Here is a 21407-nt window from a genome sequence, read left to right on the forward strand (position 1 = left end):
ATCAATTTGATTCACCAAATAATCGCTGTTTCATACGGATAATACGAACCGCAAATTCCCGCCTCCCCTTTTTTGTTGCAAGTGGCAATACAATCTTGAAAAGCAGGTACAGCCCTATCACAAGGCCGACAAAAATGTGGATGGTATATTCCTGATAGATTTGTAAATATTCCAGCATCTGCTGTCCGGCAATAATTGAGATTCCAAGAAGCAGCGGCGTCCAGATCGTTATTGCAACTATAAAATAGAGCAGGAATAACCGGAAATTTGTCTTCAGCAAGCCTGCTGTAAAATAGGTTGGAAAGCGGGTGCCGGGAAGAAACCGGCTGGCAAAAATTATTTTGAACCCATTGTCACGAAACATTTCAGCGGATAAATCAACATCTTTTTTGCTGATCAGCCAGCGAAACGGAGCTTTTTCAATCACAGGTCGCCCTAAAATTCTGCCGATCCAGTATATAAAAGTATCTACCAGAATAATCCCAATATATATGGTTAGGAAGGCCACCCACAGGGGAATTACGCCGCCCGCTACGAGCAAACCGCCCCCGATGCACCCAAGGTCCTCACTGACAATTGTTACGCTGCTCAGCAACAAAATGATTAGCACAAGTCCCCAGCCATGAACGGGTGGCACATCCTCAAATCGAAATGACCGGTTTGATTCCTCAACTCTCTGTGTATCAGCCTGCGCTCTTGTTACTCCCTGGCCCTGCTCAACATGCTGCAGAAATTGCGCCATTTCCCGTACCCATTGCTCAACATTTTCATAAACGGAGAGATGTCCACCCTCAAAAAGGTGTAGTTCACTCTGAGGAATAATTCTGTGGTGTTCAATTGCTGTCTCTGGTGAAACGTGCGAATCATTTTTACCATGCAGAATTTGTGAGGGCATTTCGATGGAGTTGAGGATATTCCGATACTCTCTTTGATCGAGCGAATTCATTATCCTGACCCGTTCCAGGTCCACAGTATTAAACTGGTACCATCCTGCTATCGGTAACAGATATTCTACTGCGATTCCAATAGGATACAATAGTGAATAGATCGGCTGATTGAGCACATGATAACCGAGGAAATGATATTCCTCCACACCCAAAGCAGACATCATGACATAGCTGTTTACCCCGAAATTATTGTCGCGGGTGGCATCGATAAAATCAATGGCGGTACCGTTTCCAAATCCGTATCCGGCAACGTGCAGAGAATCAATTCCAGTGGCTTCCAGCCAGGCTGCGGCCATCGAGGCCCTTGAAGCCGGTGAATGGCTGAGTCTTTCTCCATCCAACGAATGTGTTGGAAATTCGGGAATCAGAACTTTCCATTGATCTGATAAACGCTGTGCAAGTGGTTCAAGCCGGGTCAGATTGGTGAATGGATCCGGAAAGATCAAAATTGGTGAGCCGGTTTGTTGATTTCCGAATTCAAGATAGCTGAACTGAATAGTCTTCTGTTCCCACTCCAGTTCAACTCTGTTCTCATGAAGGTGTGGTTTCTCTTCTACCGGAAACAGAAAACGGACCGAGAATGATATAAGATATAATGTTACAAGAAAGAGCAGTACCCGAACGGATAACCGGTTCATATCGAAACCTACCATTAAAACTGAATCGGTTCGTATTTGGTGTCAACTTCTGAAGAAATGGGGGTAAAAATAGCACTCATTTTGTTATGCAGTTTTTCTGCAAGAAGTTTTCTATCTGAATCATGCAGTACATTGTCCCCGAATGTAATGGTTGCATTGATATTTTTTTGTTTTGCAAGATTATATAAATGGGTGTGTATAGGATCATCACCCCACCAGCAAACGGTTTCATGTGCTGGATCTGAATTCGGACAAGTACTATAATGAAGCACACAATAGTGTACGCCAAGTTTAGATTTTGAAGGATATTCAAGCAGTGATGGACGAAAACGTAATAATTTTTCTCCCGGAGAGGTCGTTCCTTCCGGAAACAGGGTGAGTCCGCGGGTATCGGTAACTTTTCCTGAAATCTCTTCATTCACTCGTGCAATGTCCATTTTATTCTTACGGTCGATAAAAACAATCCCAACTGATTTAGCAATTGTACCGAGTACCGGCCAGTCGGCTATTTCTGCTTTAGCAACAAATGTGGTATGTAGTGTCCGGAACAAGACAATAATATCCACATAACTCAGGTGGTTGCTTACCAGGAAAAATGGAGCACTTGGGATAGGGCCTTCTACAGTTACCCTTATTGAGAGCAGGCGGCTAATGCTTCTTCCCCATAATTTCAGGATTCGATTTAGCCAGGCATCGCCTTGCCTGCGAAAGAGTTTTAAAACTCCAAGCCCGGCGATATACCCCGCATAGATAGTAAGGGTAGCTAAAATGACTAATGAAACTTTTACAATAGCGAATAAACTTCTCATAGAATCAAGATAACAAGGATTGAAGATAGTATGACAGCTTTTTTATTATAAATCTGCACTTAAAAATTTAAATTTTACTGAAAGACCTGAAAGTTTCTCATGGCTCAGTGGATCTTCAATTTTTATAGCAGTACCCGATTCTTTATTTTATAAAGCTATATATTTTTTCTGAATCACGAATAAAACAAGAAAATAATAATTATCTGAGACTGATTGCGAAACATAATGTGTTATTACAACAGTTTATGTCACACACGTAATCGGCCGGTATACAATGCTCTATTACAAAACTTTTATCAAAGACCCGTCTCTGGATTGGGTTGTTTTTATCCACGGTGCCGGCGGGTCCTCATCGATCTGGTTTAAGCAGGTGCGGGCTTACCAGGAGGCTTTCAATGTTATGCTGGTTGATTTACGGGGGCATGGCAAATCGAAAGAGATGAGCACGATGAAGGCATACTACAAAGAGAAATATACATTTAAAACCGTAAGCCGAGATGTGCTGGAAGTTCTCAGAAATAATAAGATTGATAGTGCTCATTTTGTAGGTGTTTCTCTCGGTACAATCATCATTCGAACAATTGCCGAGCTCAAACCTGAAGTTGTGCAATCAGCCGTTATGTGCGGTGCGATCACGCGGATGGATGTTCGCTCCCGCATATTAGTTTGGCTTGGACACACATTTAAAAAAATTGTTCCGTTCATTTGGCTGTATAAACTTTTTGCGTGGGTCATCATGCCAAAAAAAAATCACCAGGAATCCAGAAGCATGTTTATCAGTGATGCCAAAAATCTGGCCAAAAAAGAGTTCCTGAAATGGTTTCGTCTAACCTACGATGTAAATCCGCTGTTACGCTATTTTAAAGAGAAAGAGATGCAGAATCCCACACTTTACGTGATGGGCAGTGAAGATCACATGTTTTTACCCCCTGTTAAAAAAATGATCGCCGATTTTGAACGAAGTTCACTGCATGTAATCGAGGGATGCGGACATGTATGCAACATTGAGGAACCCGACCTGTTTAACGAAATCTCTATCAAATTTTTAAAGAACAACGCTACTCACCTTCAGCAGGAAACGGCATAGCAATTTAAATTCACCAGAAAATTTATCATCCAAAACATGCTCAGAGGGCTTTGAGCCACAGGAATCCCTTCAGGGCATTACTGCACGCTGTATGTGCGCTCTGACGGGGTTATGAACTCCCACCCATTAGCGGGGAACAGCCGACAGATGGGTATTTCAAAGCCTTAGGTCAACAATTTTTTTCCTTCACTTCAATCATGGCGTATCAAAAAAATAAGCCGTGAAAAAGATACCCGAAAGGGCACCTATTCACGGCTTGGGTCTATCTCTATTAAAAGTTTTTCGTTAATCGCTGTTCAGGTCCAGTCTCCGCTCTTCTCTGATCAGGCGAGAGAGCCATGCTTCCGGCTGCCTGTTTGATTTTATTTGATGTAAATATTCAATTGAGTCATCAAAGGATGAAAATCCTTTATATGCTACAAAGAAGAACCCCGTAACCGGATTATAAAGCATGTGTGCATCGAGCCCTTCATTTTTAAATGAATTGTAGAGATTGTCGGCATATCCCCTGTTCTTAAATGCTCCGCCAATCACATAGTATTCGTAATCTTCATGATTGCCATTCACATTCTGAAGCTCCATTGCCCGCATATCACGCGTGTAGTCTGATACATTTCTGCGGCTTACACTGCTTTCAGAAACTCCGTTATATGTAGGCTCCGGGCGGATATCAGAGAGATTAATCTCTTTCAACTCAATATTGCTGTTTGACCTGGCTGAATGATTTGAGTTTGAGTTCGAATCAGATCCAGTTATAGAAGAATCCTGATTATCCAAAGCCATATCCGGCAGCGTATGATCAACTGGAATGTCGGATTGTGGAGATGGCGGGACCGGTGATTTATCGCTGATATAATTCATATTATTTCGATGCTCATCTTTACGCTCGGCGAGCAGTTCACCTTTACTTTGGAATGCGCGATGAAGCCGATTATCGAGCGATTCTTCAAGTTCTGCCTGCAACAGTACTACAAGCTCCGATTCCTGCACGTCGGTTGAGTTATATCCGAAAAGATATTTCAAACCGAAAAACCAGCCGGGCAGATCTTTAAGAATTGGAATTCCCCTTCGAATTTCAGTCTGTTCAGTTCTGTAAAGTCCGGCAATCACCGTACTCTCTCCATCCAGGAGAAGAGCGTGTGTATTCGCCTGTTGCTTGTTTATAATAGTACTCACCGGATCGGGCTGTGCGGAAGAACGTTCTGCTTCGAGATCCAGATAGATTAATGTAGTATCTCCAATCTCAACAATTTGCGGGCGAACCAGCAGAATAGTACCGGTACTGAAGAACTGATCGGTTACATTCCCCGCAAAATCACGCTGTTTGATCGAGAAATCCTGCCCCACCTGAATGCGGCCCTCTTCACCATCCATGACTTTCACGCTCGGTGTAGCCAGAATCTGCCCAAGGTTATCAGCTTCAAAAGCACTGAAAAGAGCCTGGACTTCAATTCCGCCACCGATATCGCCAAAGTTTATGAGCGAGTTAAATACGTTTTGCGATACGTTCTGCGCCCCTCTGGCATTTACGGAAACGAACTGGCTTCCGCCAAACTCAATGCTAGGCAATTCACCATCCCCACCGCCGTCAGTTATAAAGTCAGTAATATTATCGGGGACATTATTGGTAAGCGTTGACCAATCTACACCAATTTCGCGCAGGGCACGTTTATTTCCTTCAAAAAACGTTGCATTGATGCGAATTTCCCGGGTGTTTGTTGAAATTCTCCGTCCTTCAATTTCTTCGGCACCTCTTCGCTGCACAGTATCTTCCCCTTCGCCAAGCCGTTCCCGGGCTGCCTGGGCTGTCACAATTTCCAGAATATCATCTGATTCGAGAACGACAAGATTCTGAACCCGCATTATATAATTGAGCGCATCTTTCCAGTGCATTGCTGGCAGAGATACACCAATAGGCCCCGAGGCATTGGAGCGGTCGATGATAAAGCGGTTTTCAAAACGCTGAGCATAAGTGGTTAGAACCTCTACTGCATCCTGAAACGGTGTTCTTCTGTCGAATGAAATCAATTCTTCAGGATTGGTATACTCCCTCGGAAGATTGTCTGTCGCCTGAGATTGCAGAAGTTCAGAAACTCCAAGAACAAATAGTAGAGTGAGTATTAATGCTTTCATAGTTCGTTTATAGATTTTCATCGTTGTACCTCCAGTGATACCGTCTCCACAATTCCGCCTTTATTCAGCCGGAAAATGGCATAGCCCTGATTAATATTGATAGATTCGAGGCGCCCGAGATACACCCGGTCCCTTTCTTGTAATGTTTGTAACCGACCGTTCTGATCCAGCAAGTACACGATTCCGCTCCCGATCCCAACAAGCTGGCTCTGTTCCACATCAATCAAATCATCTGTGTTGGGATCAACATTTCTGATGAGCGGAAAGAATGGATTGTGTGAAGCAAACTGGATCTGTCCGGATACACCCGGTGTGTTCCTTGCATTGAAATAATTGTGACGGTCGTAGAAACTCCGCAATCTGAAATTGAATGTGACAAACGTATATTCATCCACCTGACTAACCGGTGAGATTACCAGTTCCTCAATTTTCTGGACCGGTTCGCTGTTTTCAATGCGGGTCATGAAATTTAGTACCGCTCTGTACGGTCCCCTACCGGCCAGCTGAGAGGTTACTACTCCATACCGGTCGGTTTGCGTGGAATCTGTATAAATATAGTCGAACTGAATTGGGTCCGTATCGCTCAAAATGGAGAGAAAGCGGTAGACCTGATCCGGATTATTTGTCCGGAAAAGTGTTTTATCAAAATTCTCGATAAACTCTTTAGACTGAACAAATTGCTGTTCAAGATCCGGCAAACGGTCTGCGATTTCTCGCTTGTTATCGTATTCAGCCTGATCTGTCTCGATTGTTTGTTCAAGTTTATCAATTTGCGGTAGCTGATAGAAGTGAATAATGAGATATCCGCCTGCTGTAATAAAAATCAGCACCATCAGCAGAATTAAAGTATTTCGGAGTGCGTACGACATGGCTATTGAGTTGAAGCTTGTTGAATTTCAGCAGATTCACCGGGTGTAAAAAGAGAGCGGTCATCTACGACTTCCCGAATCATCATGGAGAATGAAAAGATATCGCGCTCCCGTAATTCCTGTTTACGAACATTGAGCAGCGTTACCGTTTCAAACTGACCGGCAAGCAGGGGTATTCTGTCCTTAAAAAGCGAATAGCCATCTACCATCAGCACATCATCATTCTGCCTGAACGAGGTGATCCAGGTGCTGCCCGTATTCTGTAAAGCCCTGTTGAAGCGATCCATCGTTACTGTCCACCGGATGTTATCTTCATTAAGTTCTCGCAACAGGTTAAGCTGATCCTGCATCAGGCTGAGTTCCTGTGAAAGTTCTTCAGATCGTGTCACCAGGGGATTCACATCTGCAATCATCATATTCAGCTGATTAGAGCGAAGCTGAAGAGAATCGATTTCAGCACTGTTTTGCTGATAGAAAAAGTTTAGTATAATTGGACTAAGCCCTATCAGCACAAGGAGTAACACACCATGCCATTGAAGCCTGAAGATCTTTTGCTGATCGACCACATAGGATGGAAGAAATGACAGATCGATATTTTTCCGGATATCACCCTTTGCCGCAATTTCTGCCAGCCCGATCGCGGTTGTATAAAACGGTACGATCTCTGTCAGAGATTCTTCGTAGAGCAGTTTATCGCTGTTGAAGGCGAACTCTTCAACATTCAGTTCACTGAAACTTGACTGAAAAAAATCGGTGACTTTTTTGCCGTTACCATTATTAAATATGATCAGCTGATCGAGTGCAGGGACTTCCCCGGTATCAATCTGAAAGAGAATTTTTGAAAATATCGTACTCAAATAATTCTTGTGATCAAACCCTTCGTTAATCACAGGAGAAACCTGCAGGAGCTGATCCCCTTTCATAAAAAGCAACCGGCTCTTCTTTTTCCCGATCTGCAGAAGTGCAGTTATAATTTCAGAATTCATCTCATAATGGGTACGATACATTCCCATCATTACCGATTCATCGGGAAGCACATCCTGAACCTGACTTTTCAGGTTAAACCGTTCCCCGGCCTGAAGCATAAGTTTCAGTGTCGGCGATTCATTATCTACGGAACCAATAATGAGTGTACCATCGTCACGGATCTTGAAATCGTAGAGTTCTTCATTCGGTTTCCGATTGTAAAGAGCATATAGTTTCTCTTCAAGAATTTCGAGAACTTCCTTCTTTTTGATTTCTGAATAGTTTAAATCGCTCAGAAACTGAAAAACCGTATCTCCGGCAGGAATATTAACCGCTACCTGCTTGTTGTCTGATTCAACTGTTGTGAGGTAATCGTAGATCAGTTTTTCATTCGAAATCGAATCATCAGATTGAGAAACCAGGTCTTCATTCTCATCCTCAGAGAAAACATCAGCATCCAGGTCATCCAGATCGATCTCTCCAAAAATGTCGTCGTCGCTGGATTTGGAGGATCCTTCTTTTTTTGATTCCGGTTCGGGATCAGGACTATCATCATCAAGCCCGAAAATCAGATCGGCATCGAGTTCATCATCGTCAAAAACATCTCCGGCGGGCTCTTTTTCAAGAACTGATGCAGGCTGAGCTTTCTTAATCGGCTCTACAAGCGTCAGCTGATCTACACGAATAAGTCTCAGTTGATTTTTTTCTGAAACAACACGGGCAACTTTTATGGAATCCCCTTCCAGGCTAATGCCGATATATTCTTTAGGTTTAAACATATGGCTTAATAATCTAAATCGTTAAACAGCTGGAACAGCCTTTTTTTATTATTGGCGTTATTTATCGCCTCTTCTTTAGAAATCTTTCCTTCATCAAACAATCGCTTTAAATCCTGCTCCATAGTGGTCATACCCAGTTCACTACCTTCGGCGAGCATCTGGTAAATTTCATTTACGTTATCATTTCGGATAGCCGCACGAACAGAAGGAGTTACAAGCAGAACCTCTTTTGCCATCACCCGCTTTCCATCGAGACTTGGAATTAGTTTCTGACTAATTACGCCCGTTAACACATCAGCAAGGCGGGAGCGAACCCTGTTCTGTTCCTCTGTGGGTACTTCACCGAGAATACGCTCAATACTTTCCATTGCTGATGATGTGTGCAGGGTGCCGAATGTTTTGTGGCCTGAATCAGTAATTTCAAGAGTTGTCATAATGGTTTCCGGATCACGGAGCTCACCAATAACAATGATATCGGGATCCTGCCGAAGCGCCTGGACAGCCCCGTTTTTGAAAGAGGTTACATCACGGCCCACTTCCCTGTGGCGAACTACAGAGCGCTTTGGCGTGTGAATCAATTCAACAGGAGAAGCAATGATTACGATGTGAGAATCAACCGTTCGGTTATTCGCATCGATGATGGTATCGAGCGTACTTGATTTACCTGAACCGGTAATACCTGTGATAAGAGTCAGCCCGTATTTGTAATATTTGAGACTCAGGGCTTTTGCTACTTCTGGATGAACGCCAAGCGTTTTGAATGGGCGGATTTCCTCATCAATTTTCCGCATGTTCAGTGCAAGATGCTCCAGGTCGAAATATGCATTGGCACGAAATCGCTGTGCTTTTTCGCCATTCTGCGTTGGTAAAGAGTAGGAAAAATCCAGGTTCCTGTCTTCCAGCAGTCTTCGGCGCTGTTCATCTGTGATAATGCTGTGAATCAGAAGGTCGGTTTCTTTATAACTTAACTCTTCGGGCAAATTGAGCGGGGATTTGTTACCAAACACACGGTACCAGATTTTGCCATTACACCCTGTTCCCCCGATATCAATATCTGAAGCCTCATTTTTTCTCATGTAGAGTAAAAATGAGTGCAGCGAACTCATCAGTTGTTTTCTTTTGAGGTCGTCCAGAGTCTTAATTCGTTTCCCAAGCTCTTCATGGTAGTCCATTCCTCTGAACGAGTCTGGCATCTGTCCAAGAATCTCTGCCGCGATGGTGCGAATCGGAGCCAGTGATACTTTAGATGTTTCTGTTTCAACCATGAGTAGTGATATTTAATAATTATTAAGAAATTCTAATGTCACACTATATAGATTATTTCAGGGGTGATTTGTTACAAAAAAACCGAATTAGGTGTGAAGCTGTTAAACGTTTAAGAAATTACCCCGGAAAAGATGTGACTGCAGCGGATGCAATCACCTCTCTACCACTTCTTATCGTCAAGAATTCGTTTTTTTAAAGTGAAAAGCTGAAGATTCATACTTGATATTTTATTTTGCTGAATCTCGATGATGTTTTTCGTAAAGATATTGAACAATTTTTCAGGGCGTTTTCTAAAGTAGTTTAGCGCCATATACCGCTCATATTTTAGCAGAATGCAATCTTCCTCGCACGTAACGCGTGCCATTCGGTTGTTTTTACTGAATAAAAATGTCTCTCCCAAGAAGCTGTTCGTTTCAAGTGTAGCCAGCTGAATATTTTCTTTCCAGATTGAGACTTTACCACTGGCTACTAAATACGCTGAACTAACATATTCATCTTCACTGATGATCGTATCTCCTTCAACAAACCGGGTTTCTTCTCCCAGTTCAAGAAATGCGAGAATATCTTCGTAGTGAAAGTTTTTTAACAGATGTGGCGGATCTTTCAGAAGATCACGAAGATGCTTTTGCATGATGTCGGATTGAAACTTTTTTTGCTCGTCCATAGCGTAATGTACTAATCGTCTACTGTGATTGCCATAATTTCCTCAGCGGTCGTTAAACCTTTCTTGATCCTCTCGCGCCCAGAAGCTCTCAGCGTTAGCATTCCATTCTTTACCGCTGTTTCTTTGATGATTTCTTCATCAATTTCGCCGCCTGATTCCAGGATAATACGTTTTATCTCTTTGGAAAAGTAGAGGGCTTCCATAATTGCAACACGTCCCTTAAAACCGGTATCAAAACACTTTTCACATCCTACAGGTTTATAAAATGTTGTTTCAGCAATTTCTTCATCATTAAACCCTATTCCTTTTAACGTTTCCGGATGCGGCTCATACACCTCTTTGCAGCTGCATAATTTTCGCACAAGCCGCTGAGCCATAACCAGGTTTACAGCATTGGCAATCAGGAACGGCTCAATTCCCATTTTATAGAGCCGTGAAACCGCACTTGGAGCATCATTTGTGTGAAGCGTTGAAAATGTAAGGTGACCTGTATTTGCCATTTTGATGGCTACTTCTGCGGTTTGTAGATCACGCATCTCCCCTACAAGAACAATATCGGGATCATGACGCAGAATACCGCGAATAGCTTGTTCGAACGTCATATTTTTACTGATTTTAAGCTGACGGGCGCCATTAATCAGATACTCAACCGGTTCTTCAATAGTGAGCACATTTTTTGTCGGATCAATAACATAATACAGGGCAGCTACAAGCGTAGTAGACTTTCCGCTTCCTGTTGGGCCTGTGATAATTACAATCCCCGATGGTTTTTCTATAGCCTTCACAAAGTCAGCTTTGGCCTGTTCCTGAAGCCCCAGCACGTTCAGGTCGGTTATGACCTCACGATCGTCCAGTATCCGAATTACCACCGACTCAAATTTCCGTTCAAACTGGGCACCAACCATTGGCATGATGGAAACCCGGTACCGGATATTATAGTTATCCACCGCACGCTGAATAAATCCATCCTGTGAGCTGTCGCGCTCAAAACGGTCAACGTTCCGGGTTTTATCTTTAATAACCGCCGTGATGGCTTCCGGTTTCACATTTTTTTGCTGATACCAGAGCTGGAGCTTTCCATCAATCCTGAACCGGATATCGGTCGTAGATGGACCACTGGGGATGATGTGCATATCACTAACGCCCCTTCGCACTCCCTCAACGAGCATCCCTTCCACCAGGGAGTTAAGCATACTCTGGTTGATCTCCGCATCAATTTCTGACTCATCAACATCCTCTTCGGTTTCGTTGATTTGGCCATCTTCCATGTCGATATCTTCCAGAAGATCGAGGAACTCATTTTTCTGCTCATACACTTTTGAGAGCGTATCTTCAATGAGCTCGTACCGGCAATAGCGGATGTCGTACTCTTTATAGTTTAGCCGCGAAATAATCGTAGACAATTCCGGGTTTGAGGGGTCCGGAGTTGCAATTGTAAGTGAGGTGGCGTTCATTGCTACTGGAATAGCTTTTTGATGCACCAGTTCATCAATCACCTCTTTAGGAATCCGTTCTACATAGGATTTAATCTTCTCAATCTGATCATGGTCGAGCTGCTCGAGTCCGAAGTAAATTTCATCAAAAGCATAAATGCTGGCAATTTCACGCATCACTGCGTGTCGGTCCAGACTCAGATCCTGGTGAAGGATCTGACCAATTCGCCTTGTTGAACCTTGTGGTTCTTCATTCAAAATTTTGAACGCAAGACTTAACTCTTCTTCACTGATAACTCCCCGGCTGAGCAGCAGGTTACCAATATGTTGTTTTGCGTTAACCTTCCCCATTCCTGAACATTTTGGCTTTCATTCTGCATCTGGTTCTCGCAAATCTTTAAGCAGAGCGCATAGAACAGACTGACGATTCTTTCTAATCGGGTATTCGTTAGTTATGAAAAGCAATCCCAGAACTTTATCGCAAAGTTGTTTTAACAAAGGGAGCCTGCTTTTGTATTATTTCATATCCAACACAAACGATTTTATACTTTATCGACCGGCATGAAAAAAACTAAAACCAAACTCTAAAACTGAAGCAGATTACATTTTTGAGTAAAGCTATTTATATCGGAGAGATGCGAAATCACAATAGTTTAAACCGGGTGAAGAAAAATGAATTGATCATTAGTACCGTCATGCCGGACTCAGATCCGGCATCTTTTGCCTGTATTAGAGTTAGAGATAATAGATCTCACTTCCCTGGTAGAGAGAGAGTGCGAGATGATGCGCATTTTGGACAGCTATTAGGCAAAATAAAAAAAGCGTAACCTGAGATTCAGATTACGCTTTTTTAAGCGGAGGGGGAGGGATTCGAACCCTCGGTACCTCTTTCGAGGTACACACGCTTTCCAGGCGAGCCCATTCGACCACTCTGGCACCCCTCCAAAAGATTCGAAGCACAGAATATAGGAGTTTGATTCCCTACATTCAACAATAGAAACCTGTGGCTCTGATTTTAAAAACTATTCGCCCGGCATAACAGATTTTTTTACTTCGCCGGTCTCAATATCTGCATCCACATCATCCACGAAATACATGGATGCGGCAGCAATCAGCATCGCCAGGCCTCCGAGCATCAGCGAGTAAATCGCCTCCCCATCGAACCAGTTCCGGGTTACAAATCCGAGCATGCTGGCTGCAATGATCTGAGGAATCACAATGAAGAAGTTAAAAATCCCCATATAGAGTCCCATCTTTTTGGCCGGGAGTGATCCGGCAAGAATGGCATACGGCATCGCCAGAATACTTGCCCAGGCAAATCCGATTCCTACCATGGATACAATGAGCATATTTGGAGATGTCATAAAGTAGATCGAAATGTAGCTGAGCCCCCCGCAAATCAGTGCAATCGCGTGAACAGTTTTTCTGCTGGTGCGTTTGGCCATCGGTGCAAGGGCAAATGCGATCACGGCAGCAAACCCATTATAAACAGCAAAGAGAATTCCAACCCAGTCGGCTCCTTCATTATAGAGCGCAGATGTTGTATCACTTGTGCCGTAAATATGTGATGTTACCGCAGCTGTAGTATAAATCCAGAGCGAAAAGAGAGCAAACCAGGAGAAGAACTGCACCACAGAAAGCTGTATCATCGTTTTTGGCATGGTGAGAAAATCGTGTGCCACTACAACAAGTCCCTGTTCTGTTTTACCTCCTCTTTGCAGTATTCCGGCAGCGAGTGAAATCAATCCAAGCACAGCCAGACCCACCGTTACGATGTATAGATCAAAATCATAGTTACCAAAATAGACTACTGCAGTGAGACCGAGCCCCAACGCTGTGAAAATATATCCGAATGTTACTTTCTTCTGCCCTTCACCCGCTTCAATCGGGATATCGCGTTTTACCTCTTCAGCATCAGCATCCAGTTTTTCATTTTCATAGGCTTCAAAAGCTTCCAGCTCTTCAGGGGTATATTCTCTGGTGCGAAGAACGGTCCATAAAACGGCAAGAAAGAAAATCGCTGCACCAATGTAGAATGACCATTTTACAGATGGCGGTATCACCCCTTCCGGTGCGGTGTTTGCAACCCCGAACCAATTGGTCATCATCCAGGGAAGCGCAGAAGCAACAACGGCGCCTGTCCCGATAAAAAAGCTCTGCATTGCAAACCCTTTGGTTCGCTGTTCAGACGGAAGCATATCTCCCACAAAAGCCCGGAACGGTTCCATCGACACATTAATTGAGGCGTCCAGGATCCAGAGCATTCCGGCCGCAACCCAAAGTACCGGCGAGTTGGGCATGATCACCAGTGCTGCTGATGCCGCAATGGCACCGTAGAGGAAATATGGCCGCCGCCTTCCGAGGCGTGTCCATGTGCGGTCGCTGAAATACCCGATAATCGGCTGTACCACCAGCCCCGTTACGGGAGCGGCAATCCAAAGGAGCGGGATTGCGCCTACATCAGCGCCAAGTGTTTCAAAAATCCGGCTAACGTTTGCGTTCTGCAGTGCAAAACCGAACTGGATTCCGAGAAATCCGAAACTCATATTCCAGATTTGCCAGAAACTTAATTTGGGGCGTGGTTTGGGGTTCATATCACGTAGTTAATTTTGGAAATTTCTGAATCTCAGTTTATTGCCGTCTTTCAAATAGTTTATAGGAATTACCTTCAAGCTGCATGGTAGCGCTGATTTCAACTTGCTCACCGGAAAAAACATCACTCCAAACACCCTGACTTCCTGAATCGAATCTAAACTCTACTTCTTCATCAGAAAAATTGAGCACAACAAATACACGCTCATCATCGGCAACCCGCTTGTATGAGAAGATCACATCATCGCGGTCTGTGGAGGATTTGAGATAGCTTCCACCCTGCTCACCGTTCCAGAGCGCACGGTTATCGCGGTTCAGGTGGAGCAGTGTTCTGTAGAAGTCTTCATATTTATAATCGCCCCACTCTATTTCATCTTTTTCAAAAAATTCCAGCTGCTTGTCCAGGCCTGATTCCTGACCATTATAAACCAACGGCATTCCCCAAACGGTAGCTGAGAGCACCGCAAAATTTTCGAAATTGTCACCATAAAGTTCAGTGTCGCTCCCGGACCATGAATTTTCATCGTGGTTGGTGGTGAAGAACATCCGGTAGTCGGATCGGCTGAATTGATCAAAATTACGGGAGAGCGCCCGGTCCAGATCGCTCAGGTCAGCTTCACCAGCGCCGATATCGCGAATGGTCTGTGCATAATCCCATGCGTATGACATATCGAATGCCTGATGAAGTTCCGGCTCTTCTGCTTCAGCCAGCATAAACACCGGCTTGATCTGATCGAGCCGCTCCCGTGCATCGATCCAGAATTCTGTAGGCACCATATAGGCGACATCCGCGCGGTATCCGTCCACGCCATATTCGCGGACCCAGTACTCCATCGCCTGGATCATCTGCTCCTGCATTTCGGGATTTTCAACATCAAGCTGAATGACATCCTCCCAATCCTCTACCGGGGGAAAAAAGTTGCCATCTCCATCTGTTTCGTAAAATTCCGGATTCGTTTCAGTCCAAACAGCATCCCATGCGGTGTGATTGGCTACCCAGTCGAGAATCAGTTTCATATCGTGATCATGGGCTTTTTCAACCAGGTTTTTGAAATCATCTTTGGTGCCAAACTCAGGATTCACATCGGTATAATCCACAATGGAGTAGTAGCTGCCGAGCGTGCCTTTCCGGTTCTCTTCTCCGATGGGATGGATCGGCATCAGCCATAGAATTTTAACGCCCATTTCCTGAAGCCGCGGAATATCTTCTGCAAATGCGTTAAATGTTCCCTCAGGTGTATTCTGCCGGATGTTCACCTCGTAAATGGTTGCGTTATACGCCCAGTCAGGCGGTGCTGCCGAATAGGTTTCCCCTTCAGCGGTATATTCTGTTTCATCACAGGAAACAGCCGTAAATGTCAGTGAAAGCAGGAGCGTAAAAAGTGCTCCCATGCGCAGATTTAGTTTAAACATAAGGTGTTTCTTTCTGTTCAATTAATAGATCCCTGTTCGGGTACGTGACAATTATTTAATAAGAGACATTTTCCGGGTGACGGATGTCGAACCGGCTTCAAGGCGCGTGAAGTAGATCCCGCTGCTTAAACCGGATGCATCAAATGAAACGGTGAACGTTCCTGCCGGATGCTGCTGATCCTGCACAAGAGTGGCCACTTCACGTCCCAGCATGTCGTAAACAGCTATGGTAACGTCCGATCGTTCAGGAATTTCATACGAAATGTTAGTCGTAGGATTAAAAGGATTCGGATAGTTTGGATTTAAACGAAATGTCTGGGGCTGCGTGGATTCCTCCTGCCGTTCGCTGCTCACAAATACATCCTCACCGGCAGGTTCCACAAATTGAGAGGTGTAGATTCGGACTTCACCCGGCTGCAGTTCAAATGTCTGATCAGCGGTTTCTGCATTCAGAGTTGTTCCCGTAACAAAATCAAACCATTCCCCGCTGTCCGGAAAAGTGACGGTTGATGACTGCGTTTCCACATCAAAATTACCGACGATCATCGCGTCCATGGTTTCGTGCTGCATCCGCATCCATTTGACTTCTCCGCCAAGTGATGATTCAAATACGGTTTCTCGGCTCGTGAATACCGGGTTTTCATTTCTCAGACGAAGCATTTCGCTCCAAGACCGGTAGACATTCTGACGCGCACTATTTTCGTAATAATCCCATCTCACCGGTTTCTGATCTGTCCGGCCGGGATCGGAAGGTTCACAATCTCCATCGGATCCGTCTCCCGGTTTCAGGCATTCATTTGGTCCGCCGCCATATCCCAGTTCACCGAACTGCCAGAGCATTCTCGGACCGGGAACCGTAAGAAAAAATGCTGCAACAGACTTCTGACGCTCAAGGGCGGTGAGATCGTGAGTTACATCGTAGCTTCCATCAGAACTGGAGTTTCCAAATTTGAGGTTTTTGAGCATCATCCACTGCTCATCATGGCTTTCCATATAGCTGATACCGTTTGCCACATCCAGCCCGTTGATATTGCCAAAGTATGTGTTTGTCAGGTTTGATGTGTATCCCATCGAAGCTTCAGAATATTCGTGGTTCATGTTGTTCCAGAACATCATTCCCTGGAAGCCTTCATCCCGGCCGTACACCGCAAGTTCCAGTTCTTCCTCCCGTTGAAAGTGCTCCAGAATGAGATACGCATCGGAATCAAAACTCCACATCTCATCGGCCATTCGCTTCAAATTGTCCACCCGCCCCTGGTTGTAATTATCTACGTTGGAGCTGATGCCGGGGTTGGCCGCAAATCCTTTGGTGAGATCAAACCTGAAACCGTCAACATTATACCGTTCCAGCCAGTGGCGATTTGCCCTGTCCAGCCAGTACTGAATGTATGGATGATCGTGATTGAGGTGATTAAACACGTTATATGCATGCCCCGGGCCAATCAGCGGATTTTCATTCCGGTCACTTCCTTTCAGGCGGATCAGCGGTGATTGATCGGTAGCGTGATTGTACACAACATCAAGAATCACGGCAATACCGCGCTGATGTGCCTCATCCACAAATCGCTTAAAATCTTCTGCGGGGCCGTACGCTTTCTCCAGTGCAAAATGAAATGCAGGATTGTATCCCCAGCTCAGGTTTCCGTCAAATTGCGAAACCGGCATCAGTTCGATGGCGTTGACTCCAAGCCGCTCAAAATATCCGAGCGTATCAGCCATGTTAGCGTACGTTCCTTCATCCAGAAAATCGCGGATGACCAGCTCATAAATCACCAGTTCCTCAGCGTGAGGACGCTCAAAATCGGGAACCTGCCAGTCATAGGCATCACGACCCGGATGGATCACACCTGCAATTTCCTGGGTTTGACCGGACGGGTACGGCATAAGGTCCGGGTAGATGCCGTCGTTGATGAGATAGATATCATTCCATGGATCCAAAACTTTTTCTGAAAATAGATCCGCCATTCGGATTTCTCCATCTACAAAATATTGAAACGCATACTCCTGTCCAGGCTGAAGGCCGTCGATCTCCACCCAGTAATGGTATCCGTCAAACGGTCCGGTTTCGTCCCGATTCATCATGTAGTCGGGATTTACTTCCCAATCATTAAAATCGCCGATGAGATACACAAATTCATTATCCGGAGCGAAAAGAGAGAACGTAACCCGTCCCGGATCATCATCGTGATAGGTAATTCCATCTTCAATACCGGCCTGCCGCGGCTGAACGGTCACATCCGGATTGACGATAATGTACAGTGAATCCTCCGTGCTGTTTCCCGATTCATCCTCGGCAACTACATAAAAATCGGTTCTGCCGGTGCTGGTCACTTCATAAGAGTAATTGAGTTCATTGGAGTCGCTAACAGATGCCAGCTCCGATTCCCCTTCAAATAACGTGATAGATGCCAGGGTACCGGATGGAGCCGATCCCACAATTTCGAACTCAACGATTTCATTCAGCTGGGTGAAATATGGATTAAGCGGTGATACATTCGGCCGGTTGAACCTGACCGTAAGTTCTCCATCGAAAATATCAACAAAAAGATCCTCGGTCTGGCGGGATCCATCTGCACTTCTAAAAACAAATGCGAGCTGATAAATTTGTTCAACCGATTCCGGAACGTCGTAAAATTCACGGATATCCTCGATTTCCAATTCCCAAAGATCATCTCCGAGATGGGAAAGCTGAAGTTCAGGTAAGTTTTCATTCCATTCTGCGATCACATATGACCAGTTATTACTGCCCATATCACTTTCGGAAATAATGACTCCGGTATGTGCGTACACATCTCCGGTAAACCCTTCAAGGTCGTTTCGATCCGCTTCTGATGCATCAAATGTAATGGTCAGGGGCTGATCTTCCGTTGGGAAATTTGGCTCCGTCTGGATGACTTGTCCGTTTACAACTCCTGTAAAGAGAAGAAACAGAGCTGTAAATGCTGTTGTGAGAATATTGTATCGATGTTGCTTCATAATCGTTTATGTGATGTTTTCTCTGTCAAGATTAACTTCCGAAGATGATCGGATGACCAGCTCGGGTTGATAGATTGTTTTAGAGGGGTGGAGAGATGGATTGTCGATTCGTTTGATCAGGCTTTCCGTTGCTTTTTCACCCATTTCGTAGATCGGCTGATGTACGGTAGAAAGGCCGATGTACTCCGCAATCGTAAGATTATCGTAACTAATGACCGGAATTTTTATTCCCGTCTCCTCCATTGCTTTTAAAGCTCCAATCGCTTTAATATCGGATGCGCATACGCAGGCTTCCGGCAATGGATGAATGTTTAAAATTTTCTTCATCGCCTGGTAACCGCTGCGCTCGGTAAACCCATCGCGGGACATATCATCTCCGCGCTGTACAAGATTTTTTTCAAATGGTATGTTAAAATCTTCAAGCGCCATTTGGTATCCCTTAAGACGCTGCTCAACCGGTACGGAACCGGGTAATGCACTTAAATGGGCTATGGATGTGCACCCTTTTTTGAGGAAATATTCTGTTGCAATGTATGAGCCCTCATAATTATCAACAGAGACAGAATCGAACATAGAGTTTGAATCATCAATCACTGAGATCGGAACATCAAACTTCTTGAAAACTTCCCACTGTTCAGGGTCAAAATGAAGGGACACAAACAGATAGCCATCAGACCACCGGCGTTTTAATTGATATTCAACTTGGGAAAAAACGTCTTCATCGGGTGTGATGTGAACAATATTCAGCTCAAAATTTTTATCAGTGAGTTTATCCTGTATTGCCCCGAGTACTTCCATGAAGAAGTGATTCGACATGATGGGGACAAACATCATAATACTGTTCTTTTTTTTCCGCGCCAGCCCCTGTGCAAATACCTGGGGATGGTACCCAAGCTCATCCGCAACCCGCATTACCTTCTGACGGGTCTGTTCTTTCACCCTCCCCTTGTTATTGAAGACTCTGGAAACAGTTGCTATACTTACACCGGCCGCTTTTGCTATATCGTAGATTGTTTTGGGCACAGTTGGTAGAGGTTTTTTTGATAATTGAAGATATGTTTGCTAAACCTTATACGAGTAGAGCCTACAAGCCAGGGATTATACTCTTAAGCTGAACTCCAACCTATTTGAACTCAGTTTACGGTATGAATAAATATGCAGAATGTAAGCGCTTACATAATATCAGCATAAAATTAGATAAGGTCAACAGCAGTTTTGCTCTCTGATGTAGCTTAGTATAAACAAAAACTGGCAAACGAGTTTTTTTGGTTGATTCCTCAAAACATTATCAACTTTTTTGCAACATTCGAAGGAACAGCTTATCTATCTGAATGGCTGCAAACAGATATATTTTTCCATCCCGTAAAGATCGAACCGAAACCGGCCGGCTGCAAATTGAAGAGGCTCTGAATACCCGTATCGGGAAGGAAATCCAGGATCGGCTGATTGAACATTCAAATGAGAGTGGTGTTCACCCCCTCCGGCAGGCGCATGATGCCTTCGCTTCCAGGGCTCTGCTTGCTCAAACCGCAGAAAAAACGCTGGATATTCAATATTACATCTGGAAAAAGGATCTTACCGGCACACTCATGTTTAAGGCTATTGTTGATGCTGCCAAACGGGGAGTACGTGTTCGTCTGCTGCTGGATGATAACGGCATTAACGGACTGGATGAGAGCCTGATAGCACTCAACCGATACTCAAATATCGACGTACGGCTTTTCAACCCCTTTTCATTGCGATGGCCAAAGTGGATGGGTTCTATCACAAACTTTACCAGACTGAATCGACGCATGCATAACAAATCGTTCACAGCGGATAATCAGGCCTCAATTGTAGGCGGAAGAAATATCGGTGATGAATATTTCGGAGCTGGTACCGGACAGCTATTTGCCGATCTTGATGTGCTTTTAATCGGGCAGGTTGTTCAGGAGATTTCTGAAGATTTTGATACTTATTGGAACAACACTCTTTCCATTCCGATTGACCAGATCGTGAAAAATACTGGTGAAAAAGAACATAAAAAGTTCTCCCAAACCATTTCTGAAATTGAGAACAAACCCGAAGCAACAGAATATATCGGGATCCTGAGAGACTCCAACTTTATCCGGGACTTGTTTAGTGGAAATCTCGATATGGTATGGGCTGACGTACGATTGGTCAGCGATAATCCCTCCAAAATTTTGGACAAATCAAAGCCGGACCAGAATCTCATACAACAGATTCAAAATATTGTAGGAGAACCACAGAAAGAGTTGATTCTGGTTTCCCCCTATTTTGTGCCAGCAAAAGCGGGCGTGGAAGTTTTCAGGAATATGGTAAAAAGAGGTGTGAGTATCCGGATTCTGACCAACTCACTGCAAGCAACTGATGTTAAAGTCGTTCATGCCGGTTATGAAAAAAGGAGGATTGAACTTCTGAAAGCCGGTATACAGCTGCATGAAATGAAAAGATTTTCAGATGACATGAAGTTTCGTGAACAGGCCGGTCCATTTGGGTCATCCGGATCCAGCCTTCACGCTAAAACGTTCTCTGTGGATGGCCAGCGAGTTTTCGTTGGATCATTTAATTTTGATCAACGCTCCTTACACCTTAATACCGAGATGGGCGTGGTGATTGAGAGCTCCAGGCTGGCCAATGATATTCGTGAAATTTTCGAGCAGGGTGTACCTGAAAATTCCTATGAAGTATCTCTAAATGAGAATGGAAAAATACAATGGATTGAGTATACCGATGAGGGAAAAATGATTCACAAGCAGGAACCAGAGACCAACCTCATGCAACTCATTTTTGTGAGGTTCTTTTCCATGATGCCAATTGAGCGGTTTTTGTAAA

14 protein-coding genes and 1 tRNA gene are annotated in these 21407 nt (G+C 44.3%); 2 read left to right on the forward strand and 13 right to left on the reverse strand.

Translation table 11 applies throughout. The features are described 5' to 3' along the window. Nucleotide 1: 1 nt before the first annotated feature. Entirely contained in the window at nt 2-1585 is a 1584-nt protein-coding gene (locus tag DYD21_RS06375; protein ID WP_158551438.1) for a VTT domain-containing protein, read from the reverse strand. A gap of 14 nt (nt 1586-1599) precedes the next feature. Further along, nucleotides 1600-2394 carry a 1-acyl-sn-glycerol-3-phosphate acyltransferase gene (locus tag DYD21_RS06380; protein ID WP_116034259.1) on the reverse strand — a complete coding sequence of 265 codons (795 nt, stop codon included), beginning with the start codon at nt 2392-2394 and terminating at the stop codon, nt 1600-1602. A 274-nt stretch (nt 2395-2668) separates the two neighbouring features. Here DYD21_RS06380 and DYD21_RS06385 point away from each other — a divergent pair, with 274 nt between their 5' ends. After that, nucleotides 2669-3481: an alpha/beta fold hydrolase gene (locus DYD21_RS06385; protein WP_116034261.1), complete on the forward strand. Its 813-nt coding sequence runs from the start codon at nt 2669-2671 to the stop codon at nt 3479-3481. Nucleotides 3482-3766: 285 nt separating this feature from the next. Here DYD21_RS06385 and DYD21_RS06390 read toward each other — a convergent pair whose 3' ends face one another. The 11 genes from DYD21_RS06390 to DYD21_RS06440 form a co-directional block, all read right to left on the reverse strand. Further along, nucleotides 3767-5614 (reverse strand): hypothetical protein, encoded by a 1848-nt coding sequence (locus DYD21_RS06390; protein WP_158551439.1) that lies wholly within the window; start codon nt 5612-5614, stop codon nt 3767-3769. 17 nt (nt 5615-5631) lie between these two features. After that, nucleotides 5632-6483: a hypothetical protein gene (locus DYD21_RS06395; protein ID WP_116034267.1), complete on the reverse strand. Its 852-nt coding sequence runs from the start codon at nt 6481-6483 to the stop codon at nt 5632-5634. 2 nt (nt 6484-6485) lie between these two features. Next, nucleotides 6486-8228: a PilN domain-containing protein gene (locus DYD21_RS06400; RefSeq protein ID WP_116034269.1), complete on the reverse strand. Its 1743-nt coding sequence runs from the start codon at nt 8226-8228 to the stop codon at nt 6486-6488. 5 nt (nt 8229-8233) lie between these two features. After that, nucleotides 8234-9493, reverse strand: a complete 1260-nt coding sequence (locus DYD21_RS06405) for a type IV pilus twitching motility protein PilT (protein WP_116034272.1) — start codon at nt 9491-9493, stop codon at nt 8234-8236. Between the two features lie 161 nt (nt 9494-9654). Beyond that, nucleotides 9655-10158, reverse strand: a complete 504-nt coding sequence (locus DYD21_RS06410) for a Crp/Fnr family transcriptional regulator (protein ID WP_116034275.1) — start codon at nt 10156-10158, stop codon at nt 9655-9657. An 11-nt stretch (nt 10159-10169) separates the two neighbouring features. Beyond that, nucleotides 10170-11942: a GspE/PulE family protein gene (locus tag DYD21_RS06415; RefSeq protein ID WP_116034278.1), complete on the reverse strand. Its 1773-nt coding sequence runs from the start codon at nt 11940-11942 to the stop codon at nt 10170-10172. Between the two features lie 504 nt (nt 11943-12446). After that, nucleotides 12447-12535: transfer RNA gene (locus DYD21_RS06420), tRNA-Ser, on the reverse strand. Between the two features lie 78 nt (nt 12536-12613). Beyond that, on the reverse strand, nt 12614-14185 hold the full coding sequence (locus DYD21_RS06425; protein ID WP_116034281.1) for an MFS transporter: 1572 nt from the start codon (nt 14183-14185) through the stop codon (nt 12614-12616). Between the two features lie 37 nt (nt 14186-14222). After that, nucleotides 14223-15596: an alpha-amylase family glycosyl hydrolase gene (locus tag DYD21_RS06430; RefSeq protein ID WP_233505484.1), complete on the reverse strand. Its 1374-nt coding sequence runs from the start codon at nt 15594-15596 to the stop codon at nt 14223-14225. Between the two features lie 51 nt (nt 15597-15647). After that, complete coding sequence (locus DYD21_RS06435) at nt 15648-18572, reverse strand: alpha-amylase family glycosyl hydrolase (RefSeq protein ID WP_116034284.1); 2925 nt, start codon at nt 18570-18572, stop codon at nt 15648-15650. A gap of 6 nt (nt 18573-18578) precedes the next feature. Continuing rightward, on the reverse strand, nt 18579-19595 hold the full coding sequence (locus tag DYD21_RS06440; RefSeq protein WP_116034286.1) for a LacI family DNA-binding transcriptional regulator: 1017 nt from the start codon (nt 19593-19595) through the stop codon (nt 18579-18581). 308 nt (nt 19596-19903) lie between these two features. On the opposite strand from DYD21_RS06440, the gene DYD21_RS06445 reads away from it, so the two are divergent. Next, nucleotides 19904-21406 (forward strand): phospholipase D family protein, encoded by a 1503-nt coding sequence (locus tag DYD21_RS06445; RefSeq protein WP_116034289.1) that lies wholly within the window; start codon nt 19904-19906, stop codon nt 21404-21406. The last annotated feature ends 1 nt before the right edge of the window (nt 21407 follow it).

Source organism: Rhodohalobacter sp. SW132 (assembly GCF_003390325.1).
Classification (GTDB): Bacteria; Bacteroidota; Rhodothermia; order Balneolales; family Balneolaceae; genus SW132.